Genomic DNA, 25,402 nt, shown 5'->3' with positions numbered 1-25,402 from the left:
TAACAAACAATATTGAAATCAAGTACATACTAATTGGTCAAGTATTTCTATGAAAATCGCATTTATAGTTGGATCTTTTCCAGTTTTATCAGAGACGTTCATTCTGAATCAAATTACAGGTTTGATTTCCCGTGGACATAAAATTGATATCTACGGTTATAAACCAGATGATATTTCTAAAGTGCATCCGGATATAGAAAAATATCACTTGTTAGAACACACTTTTTATCAACCGGGTATTCCCGAAAATTACTTGTGGCGCTTGATAAAAGGTCTAGGATTAATATTTAGGCATTTTCATAAAGCTCCTTTAGTATTGCTGCGATCGCTTAACATTTTTCAATATGGTAAGCGAGCTGCTTCCATGAGGTTGCTTTATGCAATTATACCTTTATTAAATACCGAAGCATACGATATTATTCATTGCCAATTTGGCATATATGGAATTGATGGAATGATTTACCGTGATATTGGTGCAATCAAAGGTAAATTAATTACTTCGTTTCGTGGTTACGATATCAGTTGGTATCTCAAAGAGTGCGGCAAAGACGTTTACAACGAATTATTTGTCAAAGGAGATTTTTTTCTTGCAAACTGCGAATTTTTTAGACAACGAGCTATTCAACTAGGTTGTGATGAAAATAAAATTGTTGTACATGGTTCGGGTATAGATTGCAGTAAATTTACATTTAAACCACGATATCCCCACCCCGACGGCAAAATTCGCATTGCGACAACTGGTCGCCTTGTGGAAAAAAAAGGTATAGAATACAGCATTCGCGCCATTGCAAACCTAGCAAATATTCATCCAAACATTGAATATAATATTATTGGCGATGGACATTTGAAAGAACACTTACAGCAAGTTATTGAAGAACTGAACTTAGCCGACGGAGTAAAGCTAGTTGGCTGGAAAAACCAAAAAGAACTCATTGAAATTTTAGATCAAACCCATCTATTTATTGCTCCAAGCGTAACCGCTGAAGATGGAAATCAAGATGCTCCTGTCAACACATTAAAAGAAGCAATGGCAATGGGTTTACCGGTTATAGGAACTATACATGGTGGTATTCCTGAACTGGTAGAAGATGGTATTTCTGGTTTTCTTGTTCCAGAGCGAGATGCTGAGGCTATATCCGAAAAATTAAGCTATTTTATTAAGCATCCAGAAATTTGGGAACAAATGGGTTCATCTGGTCGTGACTATGTAGAAAAACATTATGATATCAACAAGCTTAACGATGAACTAGTAGAAACTTATCGCCAGGTTGCGACAAAGAACTCTCAAGAACGTCAAAAAATATATACCTCAGTTCACATATGAAAATAGCAATCATTGCCGGACAATTTCCCGTATTATCAGAGACATTTATCCTGAATCAAATCACAGGTTTGATTGCGCGTGGACATGAGGTTGATATTTACGCCAGTCACCCAAAAGATTCTGATAAAGTTCATCCTGATGTAGAAAAATATCAGTTATTGAAACGCACCCACTATATACCTGGAATTCCGCAAAATTATTTTTTACGGTTGATAAAAGCACTAATATTACTATTTATTAACTTTTTCAAAGCTCCTTTAGTGTTCATGCGATCGCTTAACATTTTTCAATATGGAGAAAAAGCATATTCTTTAAAATTTATCTACTTAGCAATACCATTTTTAAAGCCAAAAACATACGATATTATCCACTGCCAGTTTGGAGTATTTGCTTTAGATACTATAGTTATGCGTGATATCGGTATCATCAAAGGAAAGTTGATTACATCCTTTCGCGGATTTGATATCAGTCGATACATTCAAGAACATGGAGAAGATATTTATAATCCACTATTTACTGAAGGAGATTTTTTCTTAACCAACTGCGAATTCTTTAGACAACGCGCTATCAAACTAGGTTGCGACGCAAATAAAATAGTCGTTCACGGTTCCGGTATAGATTGCAGTCAATTTCCCTTTAAACCACGGCATCCCCATCCAGATGGTAAAATTAGAATCGCCACAACTGGTCGCCTTATAGAAAAAAAAGGCATAGAATACAGCATTCGCGCAATTGCTAAGGTGGCGAAATTTCATCCCAATATAGAATACAATATCATCGGCGACGGAGAATTAAAAGAACACTTACAGCAACTCATTCAGGAACTAAATGTTGCCAATCAAGTCAAGTTACTCGGTTGGAAAAACCAACCAGAAATTATTGAAATTATCGACAAAACCCATATTTTTATTGCCCCCAGCATCACCGCTAAAGATGGCAATCAAGATGCACCTGTCAACACCTTAAAAGAAGCAATGGCAATGGGTTTGCCAGTTATAGGAACTCTACACGGTGGTATTCCCGAATTAATAAAAGATAATATTTCTGGTTTTCTTGTACCAGAGAGAGATGCTGATGCCATATCCGAAAAGGTAAGCTACCTTATTGAGCATCCAGAAGTTTGGCAACAAATGGGTTCATCTGGTCGGGCTTACGTAGAAAAACACTACGATATGAACCAGCTAAACAATGAACTAGTGGAAATCTACCGCCAAGTATCCAACAACAATTTACAGCCTAGCCAAGAATGTCTAAATGTATTAGTATAGTAAATCCCAAATACGCCAGTTTTTCATAGCAACGAATTGTCTCCACAACCAAAATAGGTGCATTCTACATAAGTCTTTTTCGCAAAAACCTGATTTCATTACTTTCGCGAGGATTTCACAATGAATTTTCCACCAATTGCTGACCCACAAGTTACAATTATTGTCGCTCCGAGAGAGCGTTTTAGCTACACTCGTGAATCTTTAGAAAGCATCTACGAAAATACAGAATATCCATTCAAATTAATTTACGTAGATGGTAATTCACCATCTGCTGTCCGGCGTTATCTTGAAGAACAAGCGCGGGAAAAAAATTTTCAACTGATTCGTACCGATTATTACCTTTCCCCCAACCACGCTAGAAACTTGGGCTTGCGTCAAGTCAACACCAAGTATGTTGTATTCATGGATAACGATGTAGCAGTCACTCCTGGCTGGTTGAAAACGTTAGTCAATTGTGCCGAAGAAACCAAAGCCACCGTAATTAGTCCCCTAATTTGCCAGAACCTTCCACTACATTCAGAAGTGCATTGTGCAGGTGGAGAATCTGGGGTAAAAGTCGAAACCAAAGGCGAGACAACCAGACGTAAAATAATAGAAAAAATTTATAAACAAGGACGAATGGTAGAGGATATTCTTCCTCAATTGCAACGGCAAGAAACTGGTCTTGCAGAGTTCCACTGCATGATTGTACGTACAGAGATATTTGAGCAGATTGGCTTGTTAGATGAAGCTCTAATGAATACCAAAGAACACGTAGATTTGTGTATGCTTGTTAGCAAAGCAGGCGGTTCAGTCTACTTAGAACCCGAATCTCTCGTAACATACGTCCCAGGACCACCTCTGGAGTGGACAGACTTACACTTTTACATGCTGCGTTGGAGCGATGCGTGGGAACTATCTAGCCTCAAACGTTTACGCGACAAGTGGAACCTCACCGAGGACGAGTACTTTCAAAGAAAGTACAACAGTTTGGGAAGAAGACGGCGTGATACAATTGTTGCTCCTTTGATTAAAAGTGTTTTTGGGCGGAGAGTTTACCGCGCAGAGAACTTGCTAATGAAGTTGGATCATGCGCTAAACCGTTACCTCACCAATCGCTATGCTCGCAAACATCTCCACCGGATGCAAAATCAAGTTGCATCACAGCCTGTGAAGTCCGTAATGACGGCTTCCCAAAGATAATGTTATAAAGATTGATTAGTAGAGTGGGCAATATCCGCTCTACAACAACGTACATCTGCATTCTTTACAGCAAAGGGTGAGAAATTTTGAAGCAAAAGAAAAGTCCCAAATCTCAGCCACCTGAGGTTATTTATACACCTGAAAGTCTGCTCAGGCATCCTCTAAATTTATTCAAACAAATGTGGCGAGACTTACTAGCTTCTCGCGAACTTGCTCGACGACTGATGGTGCGGGATATCAGCGCTCAATATCGGCAATCTTTTTTAGGAATAATCTGGGCTTTTATACCGCCAATTTTTCTGGCAACTGGATTTACCCTTGCTAGTAATGCCAATGTAATTAATGTTGGCAAAACAGATTTACCTTATCCAGCTTATGTCATGTTCAGCACTGCACTGTGGCAAACTTTTGTCGAAGCTTTAAACGGGCCAGTGCAAGCAGTGATAGTCGCAAAACCAATGTTAGCGCGAGTCAACTTTCCTAGAGAAGCACTGATTTTGGCAAAGATGGGCGAAGTATTTTTTAACTTTGCTATCAAGCTAATTTTAATCGTAGCGTTATTTATTTGGTTTCATGTATCGGTAAGTTGGACAGTAATTTTAGCTCCAGTGGCATTAATTCATTTAGTTTTATTAGGAACATTTATCGGTCTTTTATTAGCTCCGTTAGGGGTTTTGTACCAAGATATATCTAAGGCATTAACTTTGTTTACAGGCTTTTGGTTGTTTTTGACTCCCGTAGTTTATCCAGTCCCCAATGAAGGAGCCTTTGGGTTTTTAGTGAGACTAAATCCTGTTACTCCTCTGTTAGTAACAGCACGAGAGTTAGCCACTACAGGAGTAGTCTCAGATCCTTCGAGATTTTGGATAGTAAGTGTAATTACTTTAATTGGTATGCTATTAACTTGGATTGTATTTCGTTTAGCTATGCCTTTTGTGGTTGAGAGAGTGAGTTCTTAAAAATGACTAATTTAAAAGAACAAGAGATTGCTGTTCAGCCGAAAGATCCTGATGTAGTCATTTCGGTTGAAAATGTTTCTAAAAAGTTTTGTAGAGATTTAAAAAAGTCTTTATTGTATGGCGTTCAAGACATTGCCACAGAGTTAAGAGGGGCAAATAGAAAAAGCGAAACTCTTCGTCCAAAAGAGTTTTGGGCGCTGAATAACCTCAGTTTTCAACTGCGTCGGGGAGAAGCACTAGGGTTAGTTGGCTCAAATGGAGCCGGGAAAAGTACACTACTTAGAATTATTAGTGGTTTGATTAAACCTGATAGTGGCTGCGTAAAAGTTAGGGGAAGAGTGGCACCATTAATTGCACTAGGAGCCGGGTTTAATCCTATTCTCACAGGTCGAGAAAATATCTATGCAAATATGTCAATTCTCGGTTTATCAACTCAAGAAATCGAAGAGAGATTTGCAGATGTGATAGATTTTGCCGAAATTGCCGATGCGATTGATGCACCAGTACAAACTTATAGTTCTGGTATGGCTGCAAGACTGGGATTTGCTTGTGCAGTTCATATAGAACCAGAGATTTTATTAATAGATGAAGTGCTAGCTGTCGGTGATATTAAATTTAAAATGAAATGCCACCGAAAGTTATCTAAAATGCGAAAAAAAGGTACAGCTTTTATATTAGTTTCTCATAACTCACATAGCATATTAAATATATGTGAAACTTCAGTATATCTTTCTAAAGGTAAATTAATTGCTTCTGGAGATACCGAAGCAGTAATTCGTAAATATGAAGAAGACTTATGTCTAGTTGGGACTGAAAATGCTTTAGGGAAGATGGTTTTACCCGAAAAGTCAGAAAAAGAAAGTTCAGGTTTAGATATTGTTTCTCTTAGTTTTAAAGATGAACAAGGAAATCCAATACAAACACTGCTTTCTGGTGAGCCTGCTTATTTATGCGTAGAATGCAAAGCTTATAAAAAGGTCGATAATGCAAATATAGGTATTTTAGTGACAGCGCTATCAGGAGAAAATGGTCTAGTTTTGTATTTAACTTCCAGCAGTGACAATGAGGAACTAACAATACCTCCTGGCAAATCAGAAATTCAAATGTATATGCCTTATTGTTCTTTCATTCCTGGTGTATACAGCGCCAGAATCTACATTAGAAGGGATGTTTACTCTTTTGATATTGTTGATTCTTTTAGATTTACTGTAAAAACAAATAAAACTATTAGTCGATGTTTATTTTATCAACCACATAAATGGCAAGTTATTAGTAAATAGTCGTTTGCAAAAGTAAAATAATAAAAGCTCAAATTGTGTTAATTCAAAATTTAACAAACGGGTGTATTAAAAATGAGCAACCCTTTACTAACCATCATCATTCCTACTCACAACCGACCTCATCTAGTAAATCATGCTATAAAAAGTGCCCTTGAACAAACTGTAGAGGATTTAGAAGTTATCGTCGTTGATGATGCTTCAACGCAGCCCTTAAACCTGCCCGAACATCCCCGACTGCGATTGATCCGTCTATCAAAACCTCAAGGTGGCGCAGCAGCCCGCAACGTAGGTACTGATGCGGCTTGTGGTCGGTGGGTTACATATCTTGATGACGACGATCGCCTTCTCCCCAATATGGTAGTTACATCACTAAAAGCTCTGTCTAATGCCACTTTACCAGAACCGATAGCAGTAATTTCTGGCGTAGAGGTGGTCAATTCCCAAGGACAAGTCATCATAACGCGTCTACCCCCCCCAGTACGTCCACGCGGCGCTCATTTCTCCTTAGAGGAAATTGAACCAGGTTATTCGTACAATACGAAACAAACGCTGGTTGTGGAGCGCGAAGTGCTTCACCAAATCAATGGTTGGGACGAGAAATTTCGCTCTCGCGTTCACTCCGAACTGTTTTTGCGGCTTAATCCGGTTTGCTCGATTCTCGGTCTACCTGTTGCTACTTACCAACTTACTGCCCATGATGGAGTGCGACTATCACGGGATTTAACGCTGCGTCAAGAAAGCTTTCAACGCCTTGTGCGTAAGCATGAATCTATTTTTAAAGCGCATCCAAAGATGTTCGCCAGTTTTGTCTACGAACACGCTCTAAAATCCTACGAACTCGGTCAACGTCGTGCAGCTTTCTTCAGCTTATGCTGGGCAATGCAAATAGCTCCGTTTCACACATTTACTCAATTTGCTCCACAATTTTCTCAAAGTTTCTTAAAAAAGTTGTTAGTCCAATAAAAGACATAATATTCAACTTAGCAGGGTAATTTGACACATAGCATCTCATTATTGTAATTGTTGTCAAAAATAGTTTTTTAATCACATTGAAGGAAATACAGATGCAAAAACTTGTTTCAGTAATCATACCCTGCTTTAATGCTGAAAGATGGTTGGCAGAGGCAATTGATAGCTGCTTGCAACAAACTTATGCAAACATCGAAATTATTGTAATTGATGATGGCTCAACTGATAAGTCTTTAGAGATTATCAAAAGTTATGGAAATAAAATTATCTGGGAAAGTCTGCCTCATCAAGGAGGAAATCATGCCCGAAATAGAGGCTTTGTTTTATCAAGAGGAGAGTATATTCAGTATTTAGATGCGGATGACTATATTTTGCCGGAAAAAATAGAAAGGCAAGTTCGTTTTCTAGAGGAAACCGGCGCAGATGTTGTTTATGGTGATTGGAGGCATAAACGCCATTTGCCTAACGGAACAAGTTTTTTGGATAAAATAGAGGTTCCTAAAGCACAAGCAGATATCTTAGAGTCATTACTAGCAAATTGGTGGACAGCTGTTGCTTCTTTACTTTATAAAAGAAGCGCAGTAATAAATAGTGGTGGATGGGATGAAAGTTTTCTTGCTGCACAAGATAGAGATTTTTTTATCTCAGTGGTAATGAATGATGCCAAAGTTGTATATCAACCAGGTTGCTATTCAGTTTATAGACGATACGGTAATGTAACAGTTTCTAGTTCTTCTAAAAGTCTATGGGTAAAAAGCCACTGTTTAGTATTAGACAAGGCAGAAAAAAAACTATTACAGTTGAACAAACTTTCAATGAAGTATCGCTATGCTTTAGCTAGATGTTGTTTTGAATTGAGTCGAGAATCTTTATTTGTTGACTATTCACAGTATTTACAATTATTAGAACAAGCTTTAACTATCTATCCTGATTTTAAGGCAAATAGTTCAAGACCAATTTATAAATTCGCTCAAAATATTTGTGGCTTTCGCCGAACCGAAAAAATTGCCTGTCGTTTCTTGTTTCTCAAAAGATTCGTCAATTCAATTAGCGATCGCCTTTTTGACTCTAAAAAAAAAATTAGCGTCACACTGTCGCAAAGCACAAGAACAAACTTCCTGTAAAGCAAAAATCCCACGTTTAATAAAAACTTGGGAATGTAATTATTTACGTATTTTTACTAATTAAAATCTTAAACCGACACCACCTTGTAATGACAGAGCAGTGCCACCACCATTGCGGTAAGCATCAAAGGCAATGATTGCGTTACCAAAAATCACCGTGTTGCTATTTGGGACGACGTAATCAACTCCTGGTTGCAAAGCAAAGCTGATTTTATTGCCCACCGGTGAAGGTGTATCACCACCAGCTAGCACCAAACCAGCACCCAAATAAGCGTCAGTTTGCCAATTTAAGGGCACATCGTAGGAAACAGTGGGCACAACGGCTGTACTTTGACCAATTAAAGCTTGGGCACGAAAGGAAACTGGACTTTCTAGAAGCTTGTAGCGGACAGCAAGAACTCCACCAATTTGACCACCGTCTGAAAGACCAACAGTTGGACCGACACCGATATAGCTACCATAAGCTACTTGAGCTTGTGCTGGTTGGGCAGAACTCACAAATGAACTAGCCAGAACTACTGACACTAAACACGGAAGATACTTCATTTTCCCACTCCTCATATCACTTTAGATTATCGATGTGAAGTTTGATATTGACAAGCCTTGTCTTAAAAATAGCTATCTAACTCAAGGAAAGCTATGCGAGGAAGATTTGTTAAGTTGGTTACAACAAATTTCTGATGGTACGCAGTCTCAATAAAAGATGTTGCGGAAACTGTACAACGATCGCATCTTATAGTATTCTTGTACTATTGTTCATCTGGTTTACATGCTCCACTGCGATCGCTTGATTATACACAGGCGATCGCTTTTATTCAATGGTCAATTAAGTTTGGACTTTGGACAAGAAGAGAAAACGCCTACTTTAAATATTAATTTATTCTTGCCCAGCTAGTACCTTTCCAAATACTAATAAACAAAGCACTAGCAACTAAAGCCCCCAAATTCCATTTTACAGAAGACTTAATTAAACTTAAACCTCGCGAAGACTGGGTAACTTCAGCTTGAGTTTTAATTTGTTGCTTCGCTTGAGAAACTTTAGATAATACTTGAGTTTTTAATTCCTCAGGATTCTTGCCATCTAATGAGCGTCCTTGGCTTTTGAGAAAATTATCAATTTGTTGCGGTGTGGCTTGGTTTAATTGCTTTTCAACCTGTTCAGCTTGAGATAGTTGTTGCTTGGATAAAGTGCTAATTTGAGCAGCACTTTGATTATTGAGCCGGAGAGTGTTACCAACTCCTAAAGGAATTAGTAAGAAAAATAATAATGCAAATAACAAAGTTAACCAAGATAATAACTTTAATATAGGAAATTCCCATTTGGAACGCGAATTCATTTCTCCAAAAAAAACCAGCACTAAACCGATTAACGGCACGGGTACTCGTTCAACCAGCGCTCCAAAAGTTTGAAATTCCCAAGCGGGGTTCATAAAGTTGGGTGGAACAAACATCTCAACGATGTCAAAAAATGCTAATAATAGCAGACCGTAGCCAAGCGATCGCAAAATATTCATCGACCCTTGCTGGCTAAAAGCAAACGCTTGTAACTCTTGTAACAAAGGAGTAAATCTATCACTATTTGATTTAGTCATGTTGTAAATTGTTGGTTGTTAGTTGTTATTTGTTGGTTGTTAGTTGTTGGTTGATTTTATTTGACTACTATCAACTATCCCCTAACAACTTTAAAGTTTTGGAAAGCGGGGCTGCCACCACTGATGCCAAGAAAACCAGACGTTTTCCAGTTTTTTGTAAGCAGCTTCTGGGGTAGAATTATTGACAGAAATGGACAAATGTGCCCATAAACAACGTTTATCTTCGATTGGCTTTTTGCCCAGTAACCAAGGTAATAGACGCTGTTGGGGGCGATCGTATAAAGAGCGATTTTGGTTAAACTGTTGAGAGGTGAATGTAGTGCTTCCTTGAGGATTAATACAGGCACTTAAATATGCTCGTCCTTTGTCAACCCCAAGCCCGTAATAACCTACTTTCTCTCGCTGACGCACCTCAGGAGAAGATGAAATCGAAGTGTATTTCCTAATGAGTTGGTTAACATCAAAAATTGTCACATAGCGCATTTCTATATCTAGATTCACATTTTTTTGAATATATTGATAATGCTTTTGGGCAATGAAATTAGAATCTTCTTTAGTTGATGTTGGCTGGGAATATTTTGTATTTAACTGCCATTCTGATAAAGGTACTGTTTCGGGGAAAATCAAGGGGGTAAGGGTGTATTTTTCGGTGTTGGGTTGCACAATAACTTTTCCCAAAACCAAAAAGACACTACTAAAGGTGAGAGCCAAAAGTGGAAGGCGAAATTGTTTCCAAATAATCATCACCTTATTGAGGACTTGTGCTGTTTATTTTTTGTTTCATTGATATTTAGTAAAAACCAGCAAAATAAACCAAATAGTATGACGGCAATCATCGAAAAAATTAAAGAACCATCTCCATGATGCCAATATTCAAATGCTTCCTGATTGCCTTTTGCGACTATGACACCCATGAGAGCAACGCGGACACCATTGACGACAAATCCCAAAGTTGCGGCTACTATGGGTGCAAGTATTTTTTGCTGCCGATTTAAAGGAAACATTAAAAGAAAAATTATTGCTAAACCCAATTGTTGAAATATAATTTCTATCCCAGAACAGCCACTAGCTACTTCTATACTTCCTGTTGGTAGATAAATGTTTACTCCAGAGCGAATAACTTCAAAACCTGTATACCAAAGGATAATAGCAGAAAGTTTTGCCGTGAGTAAAGTAACCTTACTAATCAGGAATGATGGTAATAGTTTGGGTGCGGCAAGAAAAGACAGTGTTAGCAATTCTCCTTTGTATTGTTTTAATCCCGGAAAGCCAGAAGCTAGCAAGGCAATACCGACGGCAACAATCAAAGGAAAGAGAAATAAAAAGCCACCAAAACTTGTTAGAGATGCACTTTTGAGAAGTAAGATTCCAATGATTGACAGACCTAAAAAGCTGGAGAAAACTCCGCTTTCTAGATTTAAGCTGTCGCGTTTTTCCCAAACGAGAGAAGAGATAGCAATCCAAAATAAAAGACTGGTTCCTAATAGGCTAGGATTGTCCGATTTCCAAATTAGGGTTATGTGAATCGCAATTAAACCGGCTGCGATCGCTAGTAGCCAGAATTGGGCATTTTTTAAACGACTGACTGGTGTCAAGTGGATGGATTTCATTTCAATGTGGCGGCAGTTTCAGCAAATATTTGATAGGTAGGCGGAACAAAACATAACTATAGGGCGTCTGGTAATGGGTAATGGCAATTACTAATTACCGATTTGCTTTTTTAAGTAATGTTTAATTCCGCCTAGCTGCTTAGGTTAGACTTTGGCAGCTTCTTTTTCTTGCTGCTGACGCTTGCGACGTAATGCTACACCAATACCACCGGCAGTTAATGAACCTAAGATAGTAAAAGGTTCGGGAACGGGTTCGGAACCACCAGGTCTGGCGGAACCTATGGTTATATTGTCAAAGCCAATCTGGTTAACAGTTCCGCCGAAATCCACGGATTTAGCAAGACCTGAAAACGATACACCAATCGGGACAAATGGGCTAAATGGTCCAGTTGGGTCAGGAGCACCGTTAAAGGGGGTTGTTGGTAAATTTAAAGTTGCGAGTATGTTCCCGCTTGCGTTGAGACCATCATATACATTGATAAATCCTGGACTATTAATCGCTGAATAGAAGAATGAAAATCCATCAGTGAATCCGTTCGCGGCGTTCAACGTTGCAGCAGGTCCATCTAGGAAGTATAGAGTCGTACTTGGACTGGGTTCACCGCCAAAATTGCCCGTGCCGCCAGCATCGGCATCGACAAGACCCAATGCATTAGGTGAGAAAGTGATGTCAAAGTCGTGGGGAGCTGTATCGTAGAAGTTCCCTACAGGATTATTGTTTCCAACTCCTTCAAAGTCAAGAACGACTACAGCTGCTTGCGCTTGTCCTGTACTAAACGCTGCTGCTCCCACAGCAGTAAATGTTGCTACGAAGCCAGCCTTAAGCAACTTCTTTCTCAGAGAAAACCCAGTTAATGTTTTCCCTGTAGAAGCCTTCAGTAATTTCTTTCTAACTTGAAATTTTGTCATTGAATTCACTCCGGTAAATTAGGTAAAGGTTGATGGTAGATTTACCTGGTAGTGAGATTCGCTTTTTATCTCAAAGTTGCACGCACAAACCACCACAAGACGCATTTACGCTGGGATAACTGAGTGCTGCTTGTCACAATAAAGCGCAGATATGACTTAAGTCTTTAATCTGGCTTTGACTTCGAGTTGCTGGCGATGTCTTCAGTATTTACTCTCGAACTGCACAGTAATCAGTCTTGCTGGTTAGGTAAAATAAATCAATTAGTAAAGGCTTGTCTTGATGGAATCTTTAAACTAGTGATTGTTACTTTTAGATATTTTCACCTACCAAAAGTTAGATTTTAGAAGGGTTGCAGGCTAAATCTAGTAGTTTGTTGTATAAAATTTATGTGAATACTCTTGAGATTGTAGGTAATTACTTACTAATGGGACTTCCAAAAAATAAAATTAGCCATAAATAGAATGATAATAATTTTTAATTCCAGGTTTTCGGCAAAGTTCCCTTGTTAACCGCTCCGTTAACGTAGTATAACAATATTGTTATAGCTTCTAAAGTGTAGTGCCTGAAACACACGTTGTTTTCTATCAAGATGAGGATGGAGAAATTCCCGTCCTTGAATGGCTGAAGCAACTTTTGAAACAAGACCGGAAAGGATATGCCAACTGTGTTGCTCGTATTAAACAGCTTGCGGACAATGGGTACGAACTCCGCCGACCTGCCGCAGACTACCTACGCGATGATATTTATGAGCTTCGAGCAAAGCATGTTCGCGTACAATACCGCATTTTATATTTCTTTCATGGACGAAATATAGCAATCCTTGCCCATGCCATTACGAAAGAAGAAGCCGCAGTACCAGATATTGATATTGAACGGGCAATAGAGCGAAAGCGTTTGTTTGTAGAGAACCCAGAAACTCATATCTATGTAGAGGAGGAAGAGGATGGCGAAAACTAACGATGCCATTAAAATCATCAATAAAATGAATGGTAACGATTCTCAGCTTCAGGAAATGATCGCAGCAGCTTCGATTAATGCAGAAGTAGCACAGCTTATTTATGAAGCAAGAATAAAAGCAGGACTAACACAGAACGAACTTGCTGCGTTAATCGGTACAAAGCAACCTGTGATTGCACGACTTGAAGATGCTGATTATCAAGGACACTCTCTTTCAATGCTCCAAAAAATTGCTCAAGCCCTCAATAAACGGGTAGAGATTATTCTGACTCCAATAGAACACGAGAAACATGTTTAGAAGCCCTACATAAACAAAGTCTGCCTACGCAGGCTAATCTGAAAAGAGGGTTTAGAATTTCATCTGGTGAGAGTAATAAAAGAGGGTTAAGCACTGAAGTGCTTACTACGAAAAAATAAAGGTGGGATATTATACCCCACCTTAGATAATCAGAACCCACACACAACTAAAGACTCAGCTGTTATTTATGATGACTACCCAACCATTTAGCTGCCGCGATTCCCAAAACGGCTGCGACGACGGGGTTGCTGAGAAACTTGAGAATACCTGGTTGCTCGGCTAGGACTTCTTTGAAGATGTCGGGATGGTTGTGATATGCGAAGGATGCGAGTTTGCTGACGTCATCAGCGCTCATGTGATTTGCGTTATGAGTGGAAAGCCCAATCTGTTGCTCTAGATGACGCTCGTCCAATCCTCTTTGCTTGAAGTGTTTGAAAAACGATCGCGCTACATCATCGCGTTCGTTGGGTTTGATTTGTGCGATCGCTTTCTGCAATTCTGGTTCCATTTGGCTGGTTGGAATGCGATCGGGATGCAAAGATTTACCAAACATCTGACGACGTTCGTCTGTAGTTGTCCGTTGGGCAAAATCGTCGAAGCTTTGATATTGCTTTGATGGATCAACTGGAGCGTCATCCAATGATTCTACATTCCCTTGAGCCAAGTCGTTCATTATTTGACGCTTGTACTGTTCGCTATTTGACACTTTATTCTCCTCCGTTAACTAAAAGCTCATGGCTTTCTTCATTAAATTTTCAAGAGCAACTAATTAACACGTATTTAAGTTGCTTATCTTTAGTAATTAGTAATCCAAAAATTTATTACCAATTACCTCAAACCAATATTGAGTAATTACGCGCTATACTCAATCTTATTAGTCTGAACATCATACTTAGTGGTCAAAATCAATTGCTTATCAGGCGCATAGACCAAAACTGTTAAGTCTTGATTTGGGAAATTCTTCCGGAAACCTTGGGCTAAAGATTTTGCTAGGTCTTTTACTTCATTAGGGCGAACTTGAGGAGAAATAACAATGCCTAGTTTGTTATTATCACGCACGTAAGCATCACGAATTAATCCCTTGGACGATTGCACAACCCAGTCAGCAAAGGTTTGTCCTGTGGGGGTATTTCCTCGCTCTAATTCGGCGTAAGCTGTACTTGTACCAATTGCTGGTTGATTTGTTGTGCGGTCAAGTTGCGCTACATTACCGTTACTGCAAGCAGTACTTATTGTCAAAACTAAAATCAAGACGAAAGCTGTCAAGATTCGGCGACCCCGCTGAATCAGAATCATTTCTTTATCCTCCCAAAAATTACATTTGCAATCAGACAAAATATAGTAATCCCAGCGTTGTTGATTGATGGGATGAATTTTGATGTAGAGACGTTGCATTGAAACGTCTCTACAAAATTTTGAAATAACGTAAAATTATTTTCATGCCCTTAATTCAGCAACACCGCGATCCCATTCAAGGTTTTTAAACCCATTTTGCATGTATAGCAACAACACTATATTTACTATTCTTTCAGGATTGCTATATTTGTTATTCTTTAACTGTTATTATTTTGCAGGTCTATTAATTACAACAATTTTCACATTAATAAATTGGATTCCTGCCGTAGAGACGTTTCGGTGAAACGTCTCTACAATAATCTATTTATCTGAAAATCGCTGTTGGGAGTAAACATTCCTTAATTTTTTAATTTAGCCTGCATATCTATCAATTACACCTTTATCCCCCATTCAAGGGGGATAAAAGGAGTGTCATGATTTACGTTTTTCAGCTATCCAGTCAGGGAATTCACCCCAATTATCCTAGAGACTTTCTGCAAAAAGCATTTTGCTTAGTCAATTGCTTTTTTGACGTCATCTTTGACGTTTTCAACACCGTGACGTACTTGGCTTTCGGCTTGCTTTGCTTTGCCTTCTACTTTATCTTCTGGATCGCCGGTAACTTTTCCTAGAGCTTCTTGAGCTTTACCTTCGATGTTTTTAGCAACTGCTTTAGCGCGATCTTCGATACTCATTTTTCTTTTCCTTAATTAGATAGTTTTTATTTCAAAGCTTGTTTGTAACTTTGAAATTGTTTATTCTTACTTCTACAAAGTAACTTAACGTTGTGACTGTAGCCTTCTGCCACAAGATATATTAGTTGTCTATGCTGAAAGAGGGAGATAAAAGAATTAACAAGAACTAAAGTACTAATAAAGCAAATAGCTAAAAAAAATATCCCCGACAACTTTTGTGAAGTCGGGGTTCTAAATAGGTGTCAGTTCCTAATTATTGACTATTAGACACGCGAAAATGGAAATGAATGTAGAGACGTAGCAGTGCTACGTCTCTTGGGATCAGATAACGCATGATTAATTTCCACATCGGTTGTCTATTAGCTATTTTAGGACTTACGCACTCGTTACGAAAAAACAAGACTTTGAGATTGCTTCCTTACGTCGATAGGGACGGAAATTCGTAGTCCGTGCGTAAGTCCTGTATTTAATAAAAAAACCCGATTATACATATAAACCGGGTTGATATTCGCTCGTATTATTTTTGTTTAATCCAGAAAACCCATTATACTATCTGGATCGTCAATCATATTTGATGCTACTGGACGATTCCCCATTGCGGAGTAAGTTTGCGAAATTACTAGTCCACTTGAAGCGATTGGACGAATCCCAGACTCGTAAATACTTTCAACGACTTGCATTGTATTGGCACCAATTGGACGAATTCCTGAAGAATTCATTGTATGAGCAACTTCCAAATGACTGGCGCTGATTGGGCGTACATTAGAAATAGCTAGTGTCTCATGAGCTTCAACATTTGGTGACTCTAGCAATACTTGCTTATCATCTTGCCCTGCTGCATCTATATTCAAGCTATTATCCTGGTTATTTTCAATTTCCACTGTCGTATCTCCCTTTAAATTGGCAGGCTTTTGCCCTTGACTGATTGTTCTACCAGTACTACTAGTCTGTCAAACTCCTAAATGACGGTTAGAGAGACGCGATAAATCGCCGTCTTTACAGAAAACTTATCCGTTAATTAGTCCTTGACAGACTACTACTAGCGCTCATGACCTAACCCACCCTCGATTGTTAAGTAAATTTTACAATAGTTAGGGTAAAATAAATTTTTCCTTAATATTTAAAGTGTAACCTTAAAAAAGTTGCTCTGGATATATTTTTCTTCAAAAGACACATATTAAAAAGAGGAGGAAAGGCGTTGTAATGACGTTCGGTTAGTACTCAACGTAAAATACAGCGCATTCGCTACCATGAGATAAGGTATTTATAGTACATTTGTATGACAGAATTTTGTCTTCAAGCACCATTTGTGCCGACAGGAGATCAACCACAAGCGATCGCCCAACTTACCACCAGTATCGAAGCTAACAACCATTATCAAACTTTACTGGGAGCGACGGGAACAGGCAAGACATTTACAATCGCATCAGTAATTGAGAAAGTCGGGAAACCCACACTGGTGCTAGCGCATAACAAAACTCTAGCAGCACAACTTTGTAACGAGTTGCGGGAATTCTTTCCCCACAACGCAGTGGAGTACTTCGTCAGCTACTACGACTATTATCAGCCAGAAGCTTATATTCCCGTCAGCGACACCTATATTGAAAAAACAGCTTCGATTAACGATGAAATTGACATGTTGCGTCACTCAGCCACGCGATCGCTTTTTGAACGTCGCGATGTCATCGTCGTTGCTTCCATCAGCTGCATTTACGGTTTGGGAATTCCTTCAGAATATCTCAAAGCTGCCATTCGCTTTCAAGTAGGTATGGAAGTTAATCAACGCCAAATTTTGCGAGATTTAGGATCAATTCAATATAGCCGCAACGATATAGAAATGGGTCGCGGTAAATTTCGCGTTCGAGGTGATGTTTTAGAAATTGGTCCGGCTTACGAAGATAGAATTATTCGCGTTGAATTCTTTGGTGATGAAATTGACGCAATTCGTTACGTCGATCCGGTGACAGGGGAAATCATTAAAAGTATAGAAGCGGTAAATATCTATCCAGCGCGTCACTTTGTCACCCCAGAAGAAAGATTAGAAATAGCTTGTGATGATATTCAAGCAGAATTAAAAGAACGCAAAGTTGAATTAGAAGAAGCAGGGAAATTATTAGAAGCGCAACGTATAGATCAGCGGACGCGCTATGATTTGGAAATGTTGCGCGAAGTCGGTTATTGCAACGGTGTAGAAAACTATTCTCGCCATTTAGCCGGCAGACAAGCTGGAGAACCTCCAGAATCTTTAATTGATTATTTTCCGAAAGATTGGCTGTTAGTAATTGATGAATCTCACGTTACAGTGCCACAAATTCGCGGCATGTACAACGGCGACCAGGCAAGAAAAAAAGTATTAATTGAGCATGGATTTCGTTTGCCTAGTGCTGCTGATAACCGTCCTTTGAAAGCAGAAGAATTTTGGCAAAAGGTCAATCAGTGTATTTTTGTTTCTGCTACACCAGGAGATTGGGAATTAGAAATTTCCGAAAATAATATAGCACAACAAATAATTCGCCCAACGGGAGTAATCGACCCAGAAATTAATGTGCGTCCGACAGAAGGACAAATTGATGATTTGTTGGGAGAAATTAAAGATAGAGTTGACCTTCACGAACGCGTATTAATTACCACATTAACTAAGCGGATGGCGGAAGATTTAACTGAGTATTTGGAAGATAATGGGATTCGGGTGCGCTATTTGCATTCTGAGATTAATTCAATTGACCGAATTCAGATAATTCAGGATTTGCGCGAAGGTAAATTTGATGTGTTGGTTGGTGTAAACTTGCTGCGGGAAGGTTTGGATTTACCGGAAGTTTCGCTGGTGGTAATTTTGGACGCAGATAAAGAAGGGTTTTTGCGTGCAGAGCGATCGCTCATTCAAACTATAGGTAGAGCAGCGCGTCACATTCGCGGCAAAGCGATCATGTATGCTGATAATCTGACAAAAAGCATGATTAAGGCAATTGACGAAACTGACAGACGGCGTGGTATTCAAACTGCATATAACAAGTTGCACAATATTACACCGCAACCGATTGTGAAAAAATCGACTAATGCGATTTTATCATTTTTGGAAGTATCGCGGCGCTTGAATGCAACTGAGTTAGAAATAGTTGATGAACATATGGATGAATTACCATTAGAACAGATTCCAGATTTGATTACTTTGCTAGAAGGACAGATGAAAGAAGCGGCAAAGAAACTGGAATTTGAAGAAGCGGGTAAATTGCGCGATCGCATTAAGCATTTGCGCGATAAATTAGTGGGACGTTAGATATTAGACACGCGAAAATGAAAATTGTAGAGACGTTCCGATGGAACGTCTCTAGGGATTCTGGATAACGCATATTTAGTTTATACCAGATGTCATATCATGACCGACAAATCACATATATTGTAGAGACGTTCCGATGGAACGTCTTTACGATGGAATGTCTTTACGATGGAACGTCTTTACGATGGTTGCAGTGTTTTTATTAATGTTAATTAGGGGGACATGATGTCAATTTTATAACTACGCCCCAGGGTAAGCGCAACCTTATAGAATTGGTATAAGGACAAAACCTCACTCTTAAAGCTTATGAACGCTATTACTTTGAATATCCCCAATCTGGGTATCGAGGGGTTTTATGAACTTTGTCAAGCTAATCAAGATTTGCAGTTAGAACGTACTGCAACTGGAGAAGTTATAATTATGCCTCCAACGTATCCGTGGACGGGTAAGAAAAATTTTAGCCTAATTGGTCAACTTGCCGTCTGGATTGAAAAAACCGGACTTGGTATCGGTTTCGACTCCTCCAGTGGTTTTACATTCCCTAATGGTGCGGTTTACTCACCGGATGCTTCTTGGGTTAGTAATGAAAAATGGGAGGCTTTAACTCAGACTCAACAAGAAGAAGAATTTTCTCCTCTCGCACCTGATTTTGTCGTGGAATTGCGTTCTAGTAGTGATTTTCTGAAAAAACTCAGAGAAAAGATGCAAGAGTATATTAACAATGGTGTTCGTTTAGGTTGGTTGCTTGACCCGAAGAATAAAACAATAGAAATTTTTCGTTTAGGGAAAGAAGTAGAAATATTAGAATCTCCTACAACTGTATCCGGTGAAGATGTTTTACCTGGGTTTGAATTGAATTTAAATAAAGTATGGTAAAAAGCGCACTCTTCTACTTTTCATTAATTTGTGTTATCCAAAACCATTGTAGAGACGCGAAATTTCGCGTCTCTACATTCATTTCCACCAAATGTATATTGTTGCAGACACTTTATTTAATTCTTCCCTGGAAGCGGATAAACCCGTAAGAACTAGTTGGTGTACCTGGTGTGATCGCATTTGGTAAATTTCCCAACTTCACAACTACAACACCATTGGTATTCGTCCCATCGCATTTGATACCGGGGTACTTAATCATCGGGTCAACACCTGGGGATAAATATTCTGCTGTATCGTCATCGCTGATATTAGTTAGGGATTCAGTTACATTATTGTTTTGCCAAATGATACCGCGATCGCCAGTTGGAAGACCAGTTGTATTTTTGGTGGGGAAACTATTAAATGCAGTCGGGATGAAAGTGGCATTTTCGGGAATGCGATCGCATATCAATACATTATTTGCGGTAGTGTCACCTGTGGATAAATAATATATGGTGTACTCGATTTCGTCACCGGGACGCACATTACCACCATTGATACCACCAATTAAATCGGGTTCACCGTTATTATCTGCATCCACCCATTTATCAGTATCAGCGGGAGTAGTCGGTGGATTGGGACTTGTGACAGTAATTTGGTTATCATCGTAGGGATTACTCACCTCGTCTTTGTAGACTGCCAGGTTATCACCGCTCCTGGTTGTCGTACTATTGTTGATACTGGTGATACGTTTGACCAGCAGCACATTGGGGTTAGAGGCAACTGCTGGAAGAATATTTGCCCCAATAAAGCTGAGAATTTCAGTGTCACCATTGTCGTTAAAGTCATCATCACCAACAATGACTAATACTTGACTGATGCGCGGTATAGAGTTATTATCCACAAAACTCACCCAGCGAGTAGAAGAATTCCCACACCCAATATTAGTAGCAGAGGAACCACATTGACTTTGGTTAACTGCTTCCGGGTCTGGGGGAGTGCCATCATACAAATTTGTAGGTTGTATGGGAATATCATTACCAATTCGATTCCCCGATGCATCAAGCAGTCGTAGAATTGCTGGAGTGCCGTTTGCAGTGCGAGTTTCTAAATCGCCAAACCAAGCACCAAAGGACTTGACAGGTTTATCAAAGGTAAAGCGGGCGGCAAAGCGGCTATTATCATTACCAGATACAATCGTCTGATTCCAAAAAGCAGGTTGATTAGCACTGTTGTATAAGCTGGTAGGACGTGGTGAAATATCCTGTAAAGCAGCACCAGTACTTAGTAATGGGGTTGAGGATGTAGTATTAGAGATACCCGCACAATTGGTTAATCCACTTATATTAACTTGCACCAACTCTACAGTCGCATTTACGCTGCTGGATGTGGCGGGATCGAGATAAGTAAAGTTGCTGACACTACCTAGTGTATTAGCGGTGCCGAACCAAGGTGTTACAGTACCACTCGACAAACCACCTGTCGCCGTGCGCCAAGCATCATCTAAAGTATCTGTAAGAGAACGAGTGGCGGTAAGATTGTTTGTGACTTCAGAACTGATATAGTTTGCGATCGCAACGTCGGGTGTACCATCTCCCAAATTGCAGAAACCAGGGGCAATGTCAAAACCAAAGTCTTTACCTGTGACATTGGCGATCGCAACTGTAGCGGTGATGTCATTCGCTGTCCCCAAGGTATATCCAGCCGGAATGTCTGTATCAGCGGTATCTACCTTGATTTTGTAAGTACCTGCGGGGACGGTAGCAAAGCTGTATTGACCGCTAGCGTTGGTAACAACAGGACTTCCAACTTGTTCACCTACATCAATAGTATTGTTAGCGTTCGCGTCGTTGTAAAGGGTGACGGTGACGTTGGCTGCTAAGGCTGGTTCGCTGTCGTTGGTATTGTTGCTGTTGTTGTCTTTGTATAGCGTACCTGAAACCGTGTACGTCGGAGGTTTATAGCCAAAGTCAACGGTGGTGATTGTTTGTGTCGCGCTGGATAAATCGACAGTTTGTCTGGTGGCGGTGGTTGCAGTGTACCCAGTGGGAACGCCCCCTGTAATTTGGATAATAAAGTCATTATGTCCTGCTCCAGTTAGAGGATCGTGGGGCAGCAACTCAGTAAAGTTGTAGTTACCGTTAGCACCAGTAGTTTGGGTAGCTAGTTGGGGGTCAGTAGCAGCCAGTACTCCATCTTTGTTGATGTCGCGGTAAACAGATACCGATACCCCTGCAATTCCTAATTCTCCAACGTCTTGTATACCGTTACCATTCACGTCAGCCCAAACGCGATCGCCAACTGTTGCATTTCCAACTACACATTCCCCAGCATCGCTAACTATAATGGTTGGTTTGGTCGTTCCTGTGTAAGTTCCATTGGCAAGGAGTTCTTGGACATTCCCACTACTAAACAATGCCCATAATCTGCCATCACCGGATTTGGCTAATTGGTGATTTCCACTGGGAGTTCCAATATTGGTGAATGTATTCGTGTTGAGGTCATAATTCCATAGATGGGCAATACCTGTGGAAGCATTTCGCGTTGTAATCCCCAGAATGATTCCCGTATCGCTAATTATGAAGTCTCCCCAATCCTCATCTGCACGAATCAGACCACCACCGGAGTTGCCAGCGATATTCAAGGGTGTAACCGTCTGAATCGTTGTGCCATTTGAACCAGCGACAAAATCAATTTTGAAGATTTCAAAATCAGGATTCAATCCAGCAGGGGCATTGCCATCCACACCGAAATAAAGAGAGCCATTATAGAAGGCAGCACCACCACTCGATAGTGTGGTAAACGTGTGTACAGATTTATAAGAACTGGGTATAAAGGATGAGAAATTATTCGTAATGAGAATGTGTTGATTTGTCAGGGCATTCCAGGCATAGAGATTATTACCATCGCCATAATAAACCAGTTTGTTAAGGTGGTCAGTTGCCATGCCGTTAATCGCAGCAACATTAAAAATACTTGTTGTCAGTAGTGCTGAGGCTCCCGTTGGTGCATGAATCACGTACAGTTGCTTAGGTATGACTGTTCCGTACACTTCTCCATAAGGACTTTGACAGTAGGTAGCCCCTCCTGCTGCTGCTGGCAATGCGTACCCCAAAATGCTGAGACTAAAGGCTAAACTAAAAGATGTCCCTGTAAAGATGGTGCTGGAGAGTAGAAGAGATGTCAGCAGCCGTGGGAATTTAAAGTACGATTTATCCTGAAAGCGATTGATCGCTTTTAAATTTTTAAATAAAGATTTCATGATTTAGTTCCAATAAAAATACATAAGTTGCAAGTAATAATGCTGATTTTCCTAAATTTGCACTAGATTCAAAGCGGATAAAAAATGGTTACGACAATAGTATTCCCACGCGAAAGGGTTAAATTTCTAAGTAAAATCACTTGATTTAAATATCATTCTTTCAGCTTGTAGAGACGCTAAATTTCGCGTCTCTACATTATTTTGTGCTACGTCCTTAGTTTTCTATTTGCAAATCCTCATCCTGACTTTCCAAAATAATTTCGACACCGCGAATATCGAATAACATCACTTCAACGCGACGATTGTAAGCATGTTCAACTCTATCTCTACCAGGTGTTATTAATTTTCTTTCCCCAAAGGAACGAAGTGTCATTCTCTCCGGTGCAATGCCTTTTTTAATGAGATAATTCCTCGCATTTATAGCGCGTCGGAATGCTAAATCTTGGTTGTAAGCATCGCTAGCACGGGAATCTGTATGTCCTTGCAGTTCAATCACAATTGTTGGATATTGCTGCATAACTGCAACGATTTTCTCTAGCACCTTTCCACTTTCAGCGCTAATAAAGTCTTTATCTAACGCATAGTGGATATTATTAGGAACACGCAGACGAATTGGTTCAACTGGTGGTTCTGGAGTTGGTTCAATTGGTGTTTCTGGTGTGGGTTCGGGTGGTTTGGGTGTTGTACAGTTGGGAACTTCTCCTGTGGGGTTTGTTAGTGAATCTTGGTTTTCTAGAAGTTGGGCATTTTTGCGAACTTGAGCCATTTCTTCCGGGTTAGTTGATGTCACCAAAGCCGAGTATGCTGGTTCTGAAGTTCCATATTTGGGATGAGTTGCGATCGCACTCACCACATCTCCCGGTTGTAAGTTCTCTAATATTGCACCAAATTTACCTTTTTCGTTTGTTTTCACCGAAGCAAGAACTTTATTTAATGCACCTTCAGCCACTTGATAAATTTGTACTTCTGAACCAGGTTCGGCAGTTCCATCAATGTGAATTTTGCCGTTGATATTTAAAAATTCTGTTGATAGAAATTCTGGTGAATTAATCGCGGCATTTCCTGTATCTAAGCGACGATTTTCTGAGTTTCTTTTGGGGTTTTTACCGTCACCTCTTTGAAAGTCTTGTACGTCAACATTTCCCCTTGTGTTTAAATCGATGCTGAGTCCTTCGATTTTGGCAAAGCGGTTATTTTCAATTAAATTGCGAACTGATGCACCCTGATGAAAGGAACCACTGGGGGGAAATGCTGTGACAACTACACCTGAACCCGCTTGGTTAGTGATTTGATTATTGCTAACTTTGTGGTCACTTCCCATCAAATAAACTGCCGCACGTCGCAAGCGTCTTCCGTTGTATCTGATGTCGTTATCTTTAATTTCTACTGCACCTTCCGGTTTGAATAGAAATACAGCACTACCATCATTTGCACAAACCAAGTTAGCACGAATCTCTGATTTATTTACTTTGCCATCCAAACGAATAGCATCTGGCATTCCCGCTAAACCGTTACCAATAATCACGTTTTCGATAATTTGCGTTTCTTCCCCCCGAAATCCGGTGATAATTCCGCTTCCGTCGTGGTAGGAAATGCGATTATTTTTGATAATTGTCCCCACTGCATTAAATACCGATACCCCAAATGCAGATGTGGTTTCCGGCATTTTTTCGTCGGGTGTTATTCCCAACCAATTGTTTTCGATAACTACATTTTTGGGTGGTTTGGTGTGGTTTTTGATGTCGCTGGATGCGATGAATATATCAGCAGGAGGAAGACTTGCAGTAAGTTGATGTTTTGAAGTAAAGCCGTATAAACTTAATCCGCGAATGGTAATATTATCTGCAACTATAGATAATCCGCGAAATACTTCTTTTCCAGGTGCCGGGGTAATTGCCACGACTGGACGTGTGGGTAATGCTGGGACGAAATCTTTAGCGTTTGCCGGTTGTGTGGTGTCGTATCCTGGTTGGGTTGTTCCATCGATGATAGTACCTTCTGATGTTAAAGCAGGTAATATCTCGGTTAGTTGGATAGTTGTTTGTCCCGCAGGTAGGTTAAATTCAATCCGCGAATTGACCCTTGCTGGTTGAATTTGCGCTTTTTCGCTCTCGCTAAGTTTATCTATTGATAGAGTATTGTTGGTGAGTGCGATCGCTTCTCGTAATGTCACACTCTCATCCGGTTTTATCTCATCTTGGTTGCTATTTACTGTTATTTTTAAAGAATTTTGAGTTTGTGCTGTAGCAACATTGGGGATGAAAGCGAATAAGAAATAAGGAAGAACAAATAAAGTAATTCGTCCTTTCATTTTGCCACTAAATACAGACCTAACCCCAGCGCTGACTTGCGTCATCGCATCCCCTTCCCTGCGAGGGAAGGGGAAATCAAATATGTTTGCATTACTTTCTTCCCTGCTAGAGAACCTACTGTGTACACACATCTCGCTCAAAACCTCACCCTCGCTTTTAGCGTAGCTAAAATCTTTCCCTCTCCTTACTAAGG

The 25,402-nt window shown here is 39.8% G+C and carries 23 protein-coding genes; 12 read left to right on the top strand and 11 right to left on the bottom strand.

Annotated elements, in window-relative coordinates; all coding sequences use genetic code 11:
• Positions 1-49: 49 nt before the first annotated feature.
• From TOL9009_RS0106770 to TOL9009_RS0106740, 7 genes are all read left to right on the top strand, one after another.
• Positions 50-1,324: a glycosyltransferase gene (locus tag TOL9009_RS0106770; RefSeq protein WP_029632058.1), complete on the top strand. Its 1,275-nt coding sequence runs from the start codon at positions 50-52 to the stop codon at positions 1,322-1,324.
• Entirely contained in the window at positions 1,321-2,592 is a 1,272-nt protein-coding gene (locus TOL9009_RS0106765) for a glycosyltransferase (protein ID WP_029632057.1), read from the top strand. Before TOL9009_RS0106770 ends, TOL9009_RS0106765 begins: the two co-directional genes overlap by 4 nt.
• A gap of 120 nt (positions 2,593-2,712) precedes the next feature.
• Positions 2,713-3,774: a glycosyltransferase family 2 protein gene (locus TOL9009_RS0106760; protein ID WP_029632055.1), complete on the top strand. Its 1,062-nt coding sequence runs from the start codon at positions 2,713-2,715 to the stop codon at positions 3,772-3,774.
• A gap of 86 nt (positions 3,775-3,860) precedes the next feature.
• The gene (locus TOL9009_RS0106755; RefSeq protein ID WP_029632053.1) at positions 3,861-4,733 is read left to right on the top strand and encodes an ABC transporter permease; all 873 of its coding nucleotides are present in this window, start codon (positions 3,861-3,863) and stop codon (positions 4,731-4,733) included.
• A 2-nt stretch (positions 4,734-4,735) separates the two neighbouring features.
• A complete protein-coding gene (locus TOL9009_RS0106750) occupies positions 4,736-6,013 on the top strand; it encodes an ABC transporter ATP-binding protein (RefSeq protein ID WP_029632051.1) in 1,278 nt (425 codons plus the stop codon).
• A 72-nt stretch (positions 6,014-6,085) separates the two neighbouring features.
• Entirely contained in the window at positions 6,086-6,976 is an 891-nt protein-coding gene (locus TOL9009_RS0106745; protein WP_029632049.1) for a glycosyltransferase family 2 protein, read from the top strand.
• 101 nt (positions 6,977-7,077) lie between these two features.
• Positions 7,078-8,106: a glycosyltransferase family 2 protein gene (locus TOL9009_RS0106740; RefSeq protein WP_029632047.1), complete on the top strand. Its 1,029-nt coding sequence runs from the start codon at positions 7,078-7,080 to the stop codon at positions 8,104-8,106.
• Positions 8,107-8,166: 60 nt separating this feature from the next.
• Here TOL9009_RS0106740 and TOL9009_RS0106735 read toward each other — a convergent pair whose 3' ends face one another.
• Entirely contained in the window at positions 8,167-8,652 is a 486-nt protein-coding gene (locus TOL9009_RS0106735; RefSeq protein ID WP_029632044.1) for a hypothetical protein, read from the bottom strand.
• A gap of 198 nt (positions 8,653-8,850) precedes the next feature.
• On the opposite strand from TOL9009_RS0106735, the gene TOL9009_RS49085 reads away from it, so the two are divergent.
• A complete protein-coding gene (locus TOL9009_RS49085) occupies positions 8,851-8,982 on the top strand; it encodes a hypothetical protein (protein ID WP_260675856.1) in 132 nt (43 codons plus the stop codon).
• Here TOL9009_RS49085 and hpsJ-A read toward each other — a convergent pair.
• The 4 genes from hpsJ-A to TOL9009_RS0106715 all read right to left on the bottom strand — a co-directional run bounded on the left by hpsJ-A (position 8,979) and on the right by TOL9009_RS0106715 (position 12,217).
• Entirely contained in the window at positions 8,979-9,698 is a 720-nt protein-coding gene (hpsJ-A, locus tag TOL9009_RS0106730; RefSeq protein ID WP_029632043.1) for an HpsJ-like protein, cyanoexosortase A-associated, read from the bottom strand. The two genes, TOL9009_RS49085 and hpsJ-A, sit on opposite strands and share 4 nt — an antisense overlap.
• A 90-nt stretch (positions 9,699-9,788) precedes the next feature.
• Positions 9,789-10,442, bottom strand: a complete 654-nt coding sequence (locus TOL9009_RS0106725; protein WP_029632041.1) for a cyanoexosortase A system-associated protein — start codon at positions 10,440-10,442, stop codon at positions 9,789-9,791.
• Positions 10,442-11,308, bottom strand: coding sequence for a cyanoexosortase A (gene crtA, locus TOL9009_RS0106720; protein WP_029632039.1), 867 nt, complete (start codon positions 11,306-11,308; stop codon positions 10,442-10,444). The genes TOL9009_RS0106725 and crtA overlap by 1 nt, the downstream gene beginning before the upstream one ends.
• Positions 11,309-11,452: 144 nt before the next feature.
• A complete protein-coding gene (locus TOL9009_RS0106715) occupies positions 11,453-12,217 on the bottom strand; it encodes a PEP-CTERM sorting domain-containing protein (RefSeq protein WP_051502825.1) in 765 nt (254 codons plus the stop codon).
• 559 nt (positions 12,218-12,776) lie between these two features.
• Here TOL9009_RS0106715 and TOL9009_RS0106710 point away from each other — a divergent pair.
• Both TOL9009_RS0106710 and TOL9009_RS0106705 read left to right on the top strand, forming a co-directional pair.
• A complete protein-coding gene (locus TOL9009_RS0106710; protein WP_029632035.1) occupies positions 12,777-13,175 on the top strand; it encodes a type II toxin-antitoxin system RelE/ParE family toxin in 399 nt (132 codons plus the stop codon).
• Positions 13,162-13,473: a helix-turn-helix domain-containing protein gene (locus tag TOL9009_RS0106705; protein WP_029632033.1), complete on the top strand. Its 312-nt coding sequence runs from the start codon at positions 13,162-13,164 to the stop codon at positions 13,471-13,473. Before TOL9009_RS0106710 ends, TOL9009_RS0106705 begins: the two co-directional genes overlap by 14 nt.
• A gap of 181 nt (positions 13,474-13,654) precedes the next feature.
• On the opposite strand, the gene TOL9009_RS0106700 is transcribed toward TOL9009_RS0106705, so the two are convergent.
• From TOL9009_RS0106700 to TOL9009_RS0106685, 4 genes are all read right to left on the bottom strand, one after another.
• Complete coding sequence (locus TOL9009_RS0106700) at positions 13,655-14,179, bottom strand: hypothetical protein (RefSeq protein ID WP_029632031.1); 525 nt, start codon at positions 14,177-14,179, stop codon at positions 13,655-13,657.
• 146 nt (positions 14,180-14,325) lie between these two features.
• The gene (locus tag TOL9009_RS0106695; protein WP_029632029.1) at positions 14,326-14,769 is read right to left on the bottom strand and encodes a hypothetical protein; all 444 of its coding nucleotides are present in this window, start codon (positions 14,767-14,769) and stop codon (positions 14,326-14,328) included.
• A gap of 551 nt (positions 14,770-15,320) precedes the next feature.
• Positions 15,321-15,503, bottom strand: a complete 183-nt coding sequence (locus tag TOL9009_RS0106690) for a CsbD family protein (protein ID WP_029632027.1) — start codon at positions 15,501-15,503, stop codon at positions 15,321-15,323.
• Positions 15,504-16,030: 527 nt separating this feature from the next.
• Entirely contained in the window at positions 16,031-16,429 is a 399-nt protein-coding gene (locus TOL9009_RS0106685) for a hypothetical protein (RefSeq protein ID WP_029632025.1), read from the bottom strand.
• 353 nt (positions 16,430-16,782) lie between these two features.
• On the opposite strand from TOL9009_RS0106685, the gene uvrB reads away from it, so the two are divergent.
• Both uvrB and TOL9009_RS0106675 read left to right on the top strand, forming a co-directional pair.
• Entirely contained in the window at positions 16,783-18,780 is a 1,998-nt protein-coding gene (uvrB, locus tag TOL9009_RS0106680) for an excinuclease ABC subunit UvrB (RefSeq protein ID WP_029632023.1), read from the top strand.
• Positions 18,781-19,086: 306 nt separating this feature from the next.
• Positions 19,087-19,656: a Uma2 family endonuclease gene (locus TOL9009_RS0106675; protein WP_029632021.1), complete on the top strand. Its 570-nt coding sequence runs from the start codon at positions 19,087-19,089 to the stop codon at positions 19,654-19,656.
• A 112-nt stretch (positions 19,657-19,768) separates the two neighbouring features.
• Here TOL9009_RS0106675 and TOL9009_RS49080 read toward each other — a convergent pair whose 3' ends face one another.
• Together TOL9009_RS49080 and TOL9009_RS0106665 are read right to left on the bottom strand one after the other, a co-directional pair.
• On the bottom strand, positions 19,769-22,897 hold the full coding sequence (locus TOL9009_RS49080; RefSeq protein WP_029632019.1) for an SdrD B-like domain-containing protein: 3,129 nt from the start codon (positions 22,895-22,897) through the stop codon (positions 19,769-19,771).
• Between the two features lie 214 nt (positions 22,898-23,111).
• Positions 23,112-25,208, bottom strand: coding sequence for an OmpA family protein (locus tag TOL9009_RS0106665; protein ID WP_029632017.1), 2,097 nt, complete (start codon positions 25,206-25,208; stop codon positions 23,112-23,114).
• Between the last annotated feature and the right edge of the window lie 194 nt (positions 25,209-25,402).

The organism is [Scytonema hofmanni] UTEX 2349 (assembly GCF_000582685.1).
GTDB lineage: Bacteria > Cyanobacteriota > Cyanobacteriia > Cyanobacteriales > Nostocaceae > Hassallia > Hassallia hofmanni.
Note: the sequence above shows the minus strand (reverse complement) of the source record. Positions and strands in the feature narration are given on the sequence as shown.

Excerpts from the sequence above, each read along its gene's own strand:
- TOL9009_RS0106770 (WP_029632058.1), top strand. The coding sequence starts at position 50 with ATGAAAATCGCATTTATAGTTGGATCTTTTCCAGTTTTATCAGAGACG.
- TOL9009_RS0106765 (WP_029632057.1), top strand. The coding sequence starts at position 1,321 with ATGAAAATAGCAATCATTGCCGGACAATTTCCCGTATTATCAGAGACA.
- TOL9009_RS0106760 (WP_029632055.1), top strand. The coding sequence starts at position 2,713 with ATGAATTTTCCACCAATTGCTGACCCACAAGTTACAATTATTGTCGCT.
- TOL9009_RS0106750 (WP_029632051.1), top strand. The coding sequence starts at position 4,736 with ATGACTAATTTAAAAGAACAAGAGATTGCTGTTCAGCCGAAAGATCCT.
- TOL9009_RS0106745 (WP_029632049.1), top strand. The coding sequence starts at position 6,086 with ATGAGCAACCCTTTACTAACCATCATCATTCCTACTCACAACCGACCT.
- TOL9009_RS0106740 (WP_029632047.1), top strand. The coding sequence starts at position 7,078 with ATGCAAAAACTTGTTTCAGTAATCATACCCTGCTTTAATGCTGAAAGA.
- TOL9009_RS0106735 (WP_029632044.1), bottom strand. The coding sequence starts at position 8,652 with ATGAAGTATCTTCCGTGTTTAGTGTCAGTAGTTCTGGCTAGTTCATTT.
- hpsJ-A (WP_029632043.1), bottom strand. The coding sequence starts at position 9,698 with ATGACTAAATCAAATAGTGATAGATTTACTCCTTTGTTACAAGAGTTA.
- TOL9009_RS0106725 (WP_029632041.1), bottom strand. The coding sequence starts at position 10,442 with ATGATTATTTGGAAACAATTTCGCCTTCCACTTTTGGCTCTCACCTTT.
- crtA (WP_029632039.1), bottom strand. The coding sequence starts at position 11,308 with ATGAAATCCATCCACTTGACACCAGTCAGTCGTTTAAAAAATGCCCAA.
- TOL9009_RS0106715 (WP_051502825.1), bottom strand. The coding sequence starts at position 12,217 with ATGACAAAATTTCAAGTTAGAAAGAAATTACTGAAGGCTTCTACAGGG.
- TOL9009_RS0106705 (WP_029632033.1), top strand. The coding sequence starts at position 13,162 with ATGGCGAAAACTAACGATGCCATTAAAATCATCAATAAAATGAATGGT.
- TOL9009_RS0106695 (WP_029632029.1), bottom strand. The coding sequence starts at position 14,769 with ATGATTCTGATTCAGCGGGGTCGCCGAATCTTGACAGCTTTCGTCTTG.
- TOL9009_RS0106690 (WP_029632027.1), bottom strand. The coding sequence starts at position 15,503 with ATGAGTATCGAAGATCGCGCTAAAGCAGTTGCTAAAAACATCGAAGGT.
- uvrB (WP_029632023.1), top strand. The coding sequence starts at position 16,783 with ATGACAGAATTTTGTCTTCAAGCACCATTTGTGCCGACAGGAGATCAA.
- TOL9009_RS0106675 (WP_029632021.1), top strand. The coding sequence starts at position 19,087 with ATGAACGCTATTACTTTGAATATCCCCAATCTGGGTATCGAGGGGTTT.
- TOL9009_RS49080 (WP_029632019.1), bottom strand. The coding sequence starts at position 22,897 with ATGAAATCTTTATTTAAAAATTTAAAAGCGATCAATCGCTTTCAGGAT.
- TOL9009_RS0106665 (WP_029632017.1), bottom strand. The coding sequence starts at position 25,208 with ATGAAAGGACGAATTACTTTATTTGTTCTTCCTTATTTCTTATTCGCT.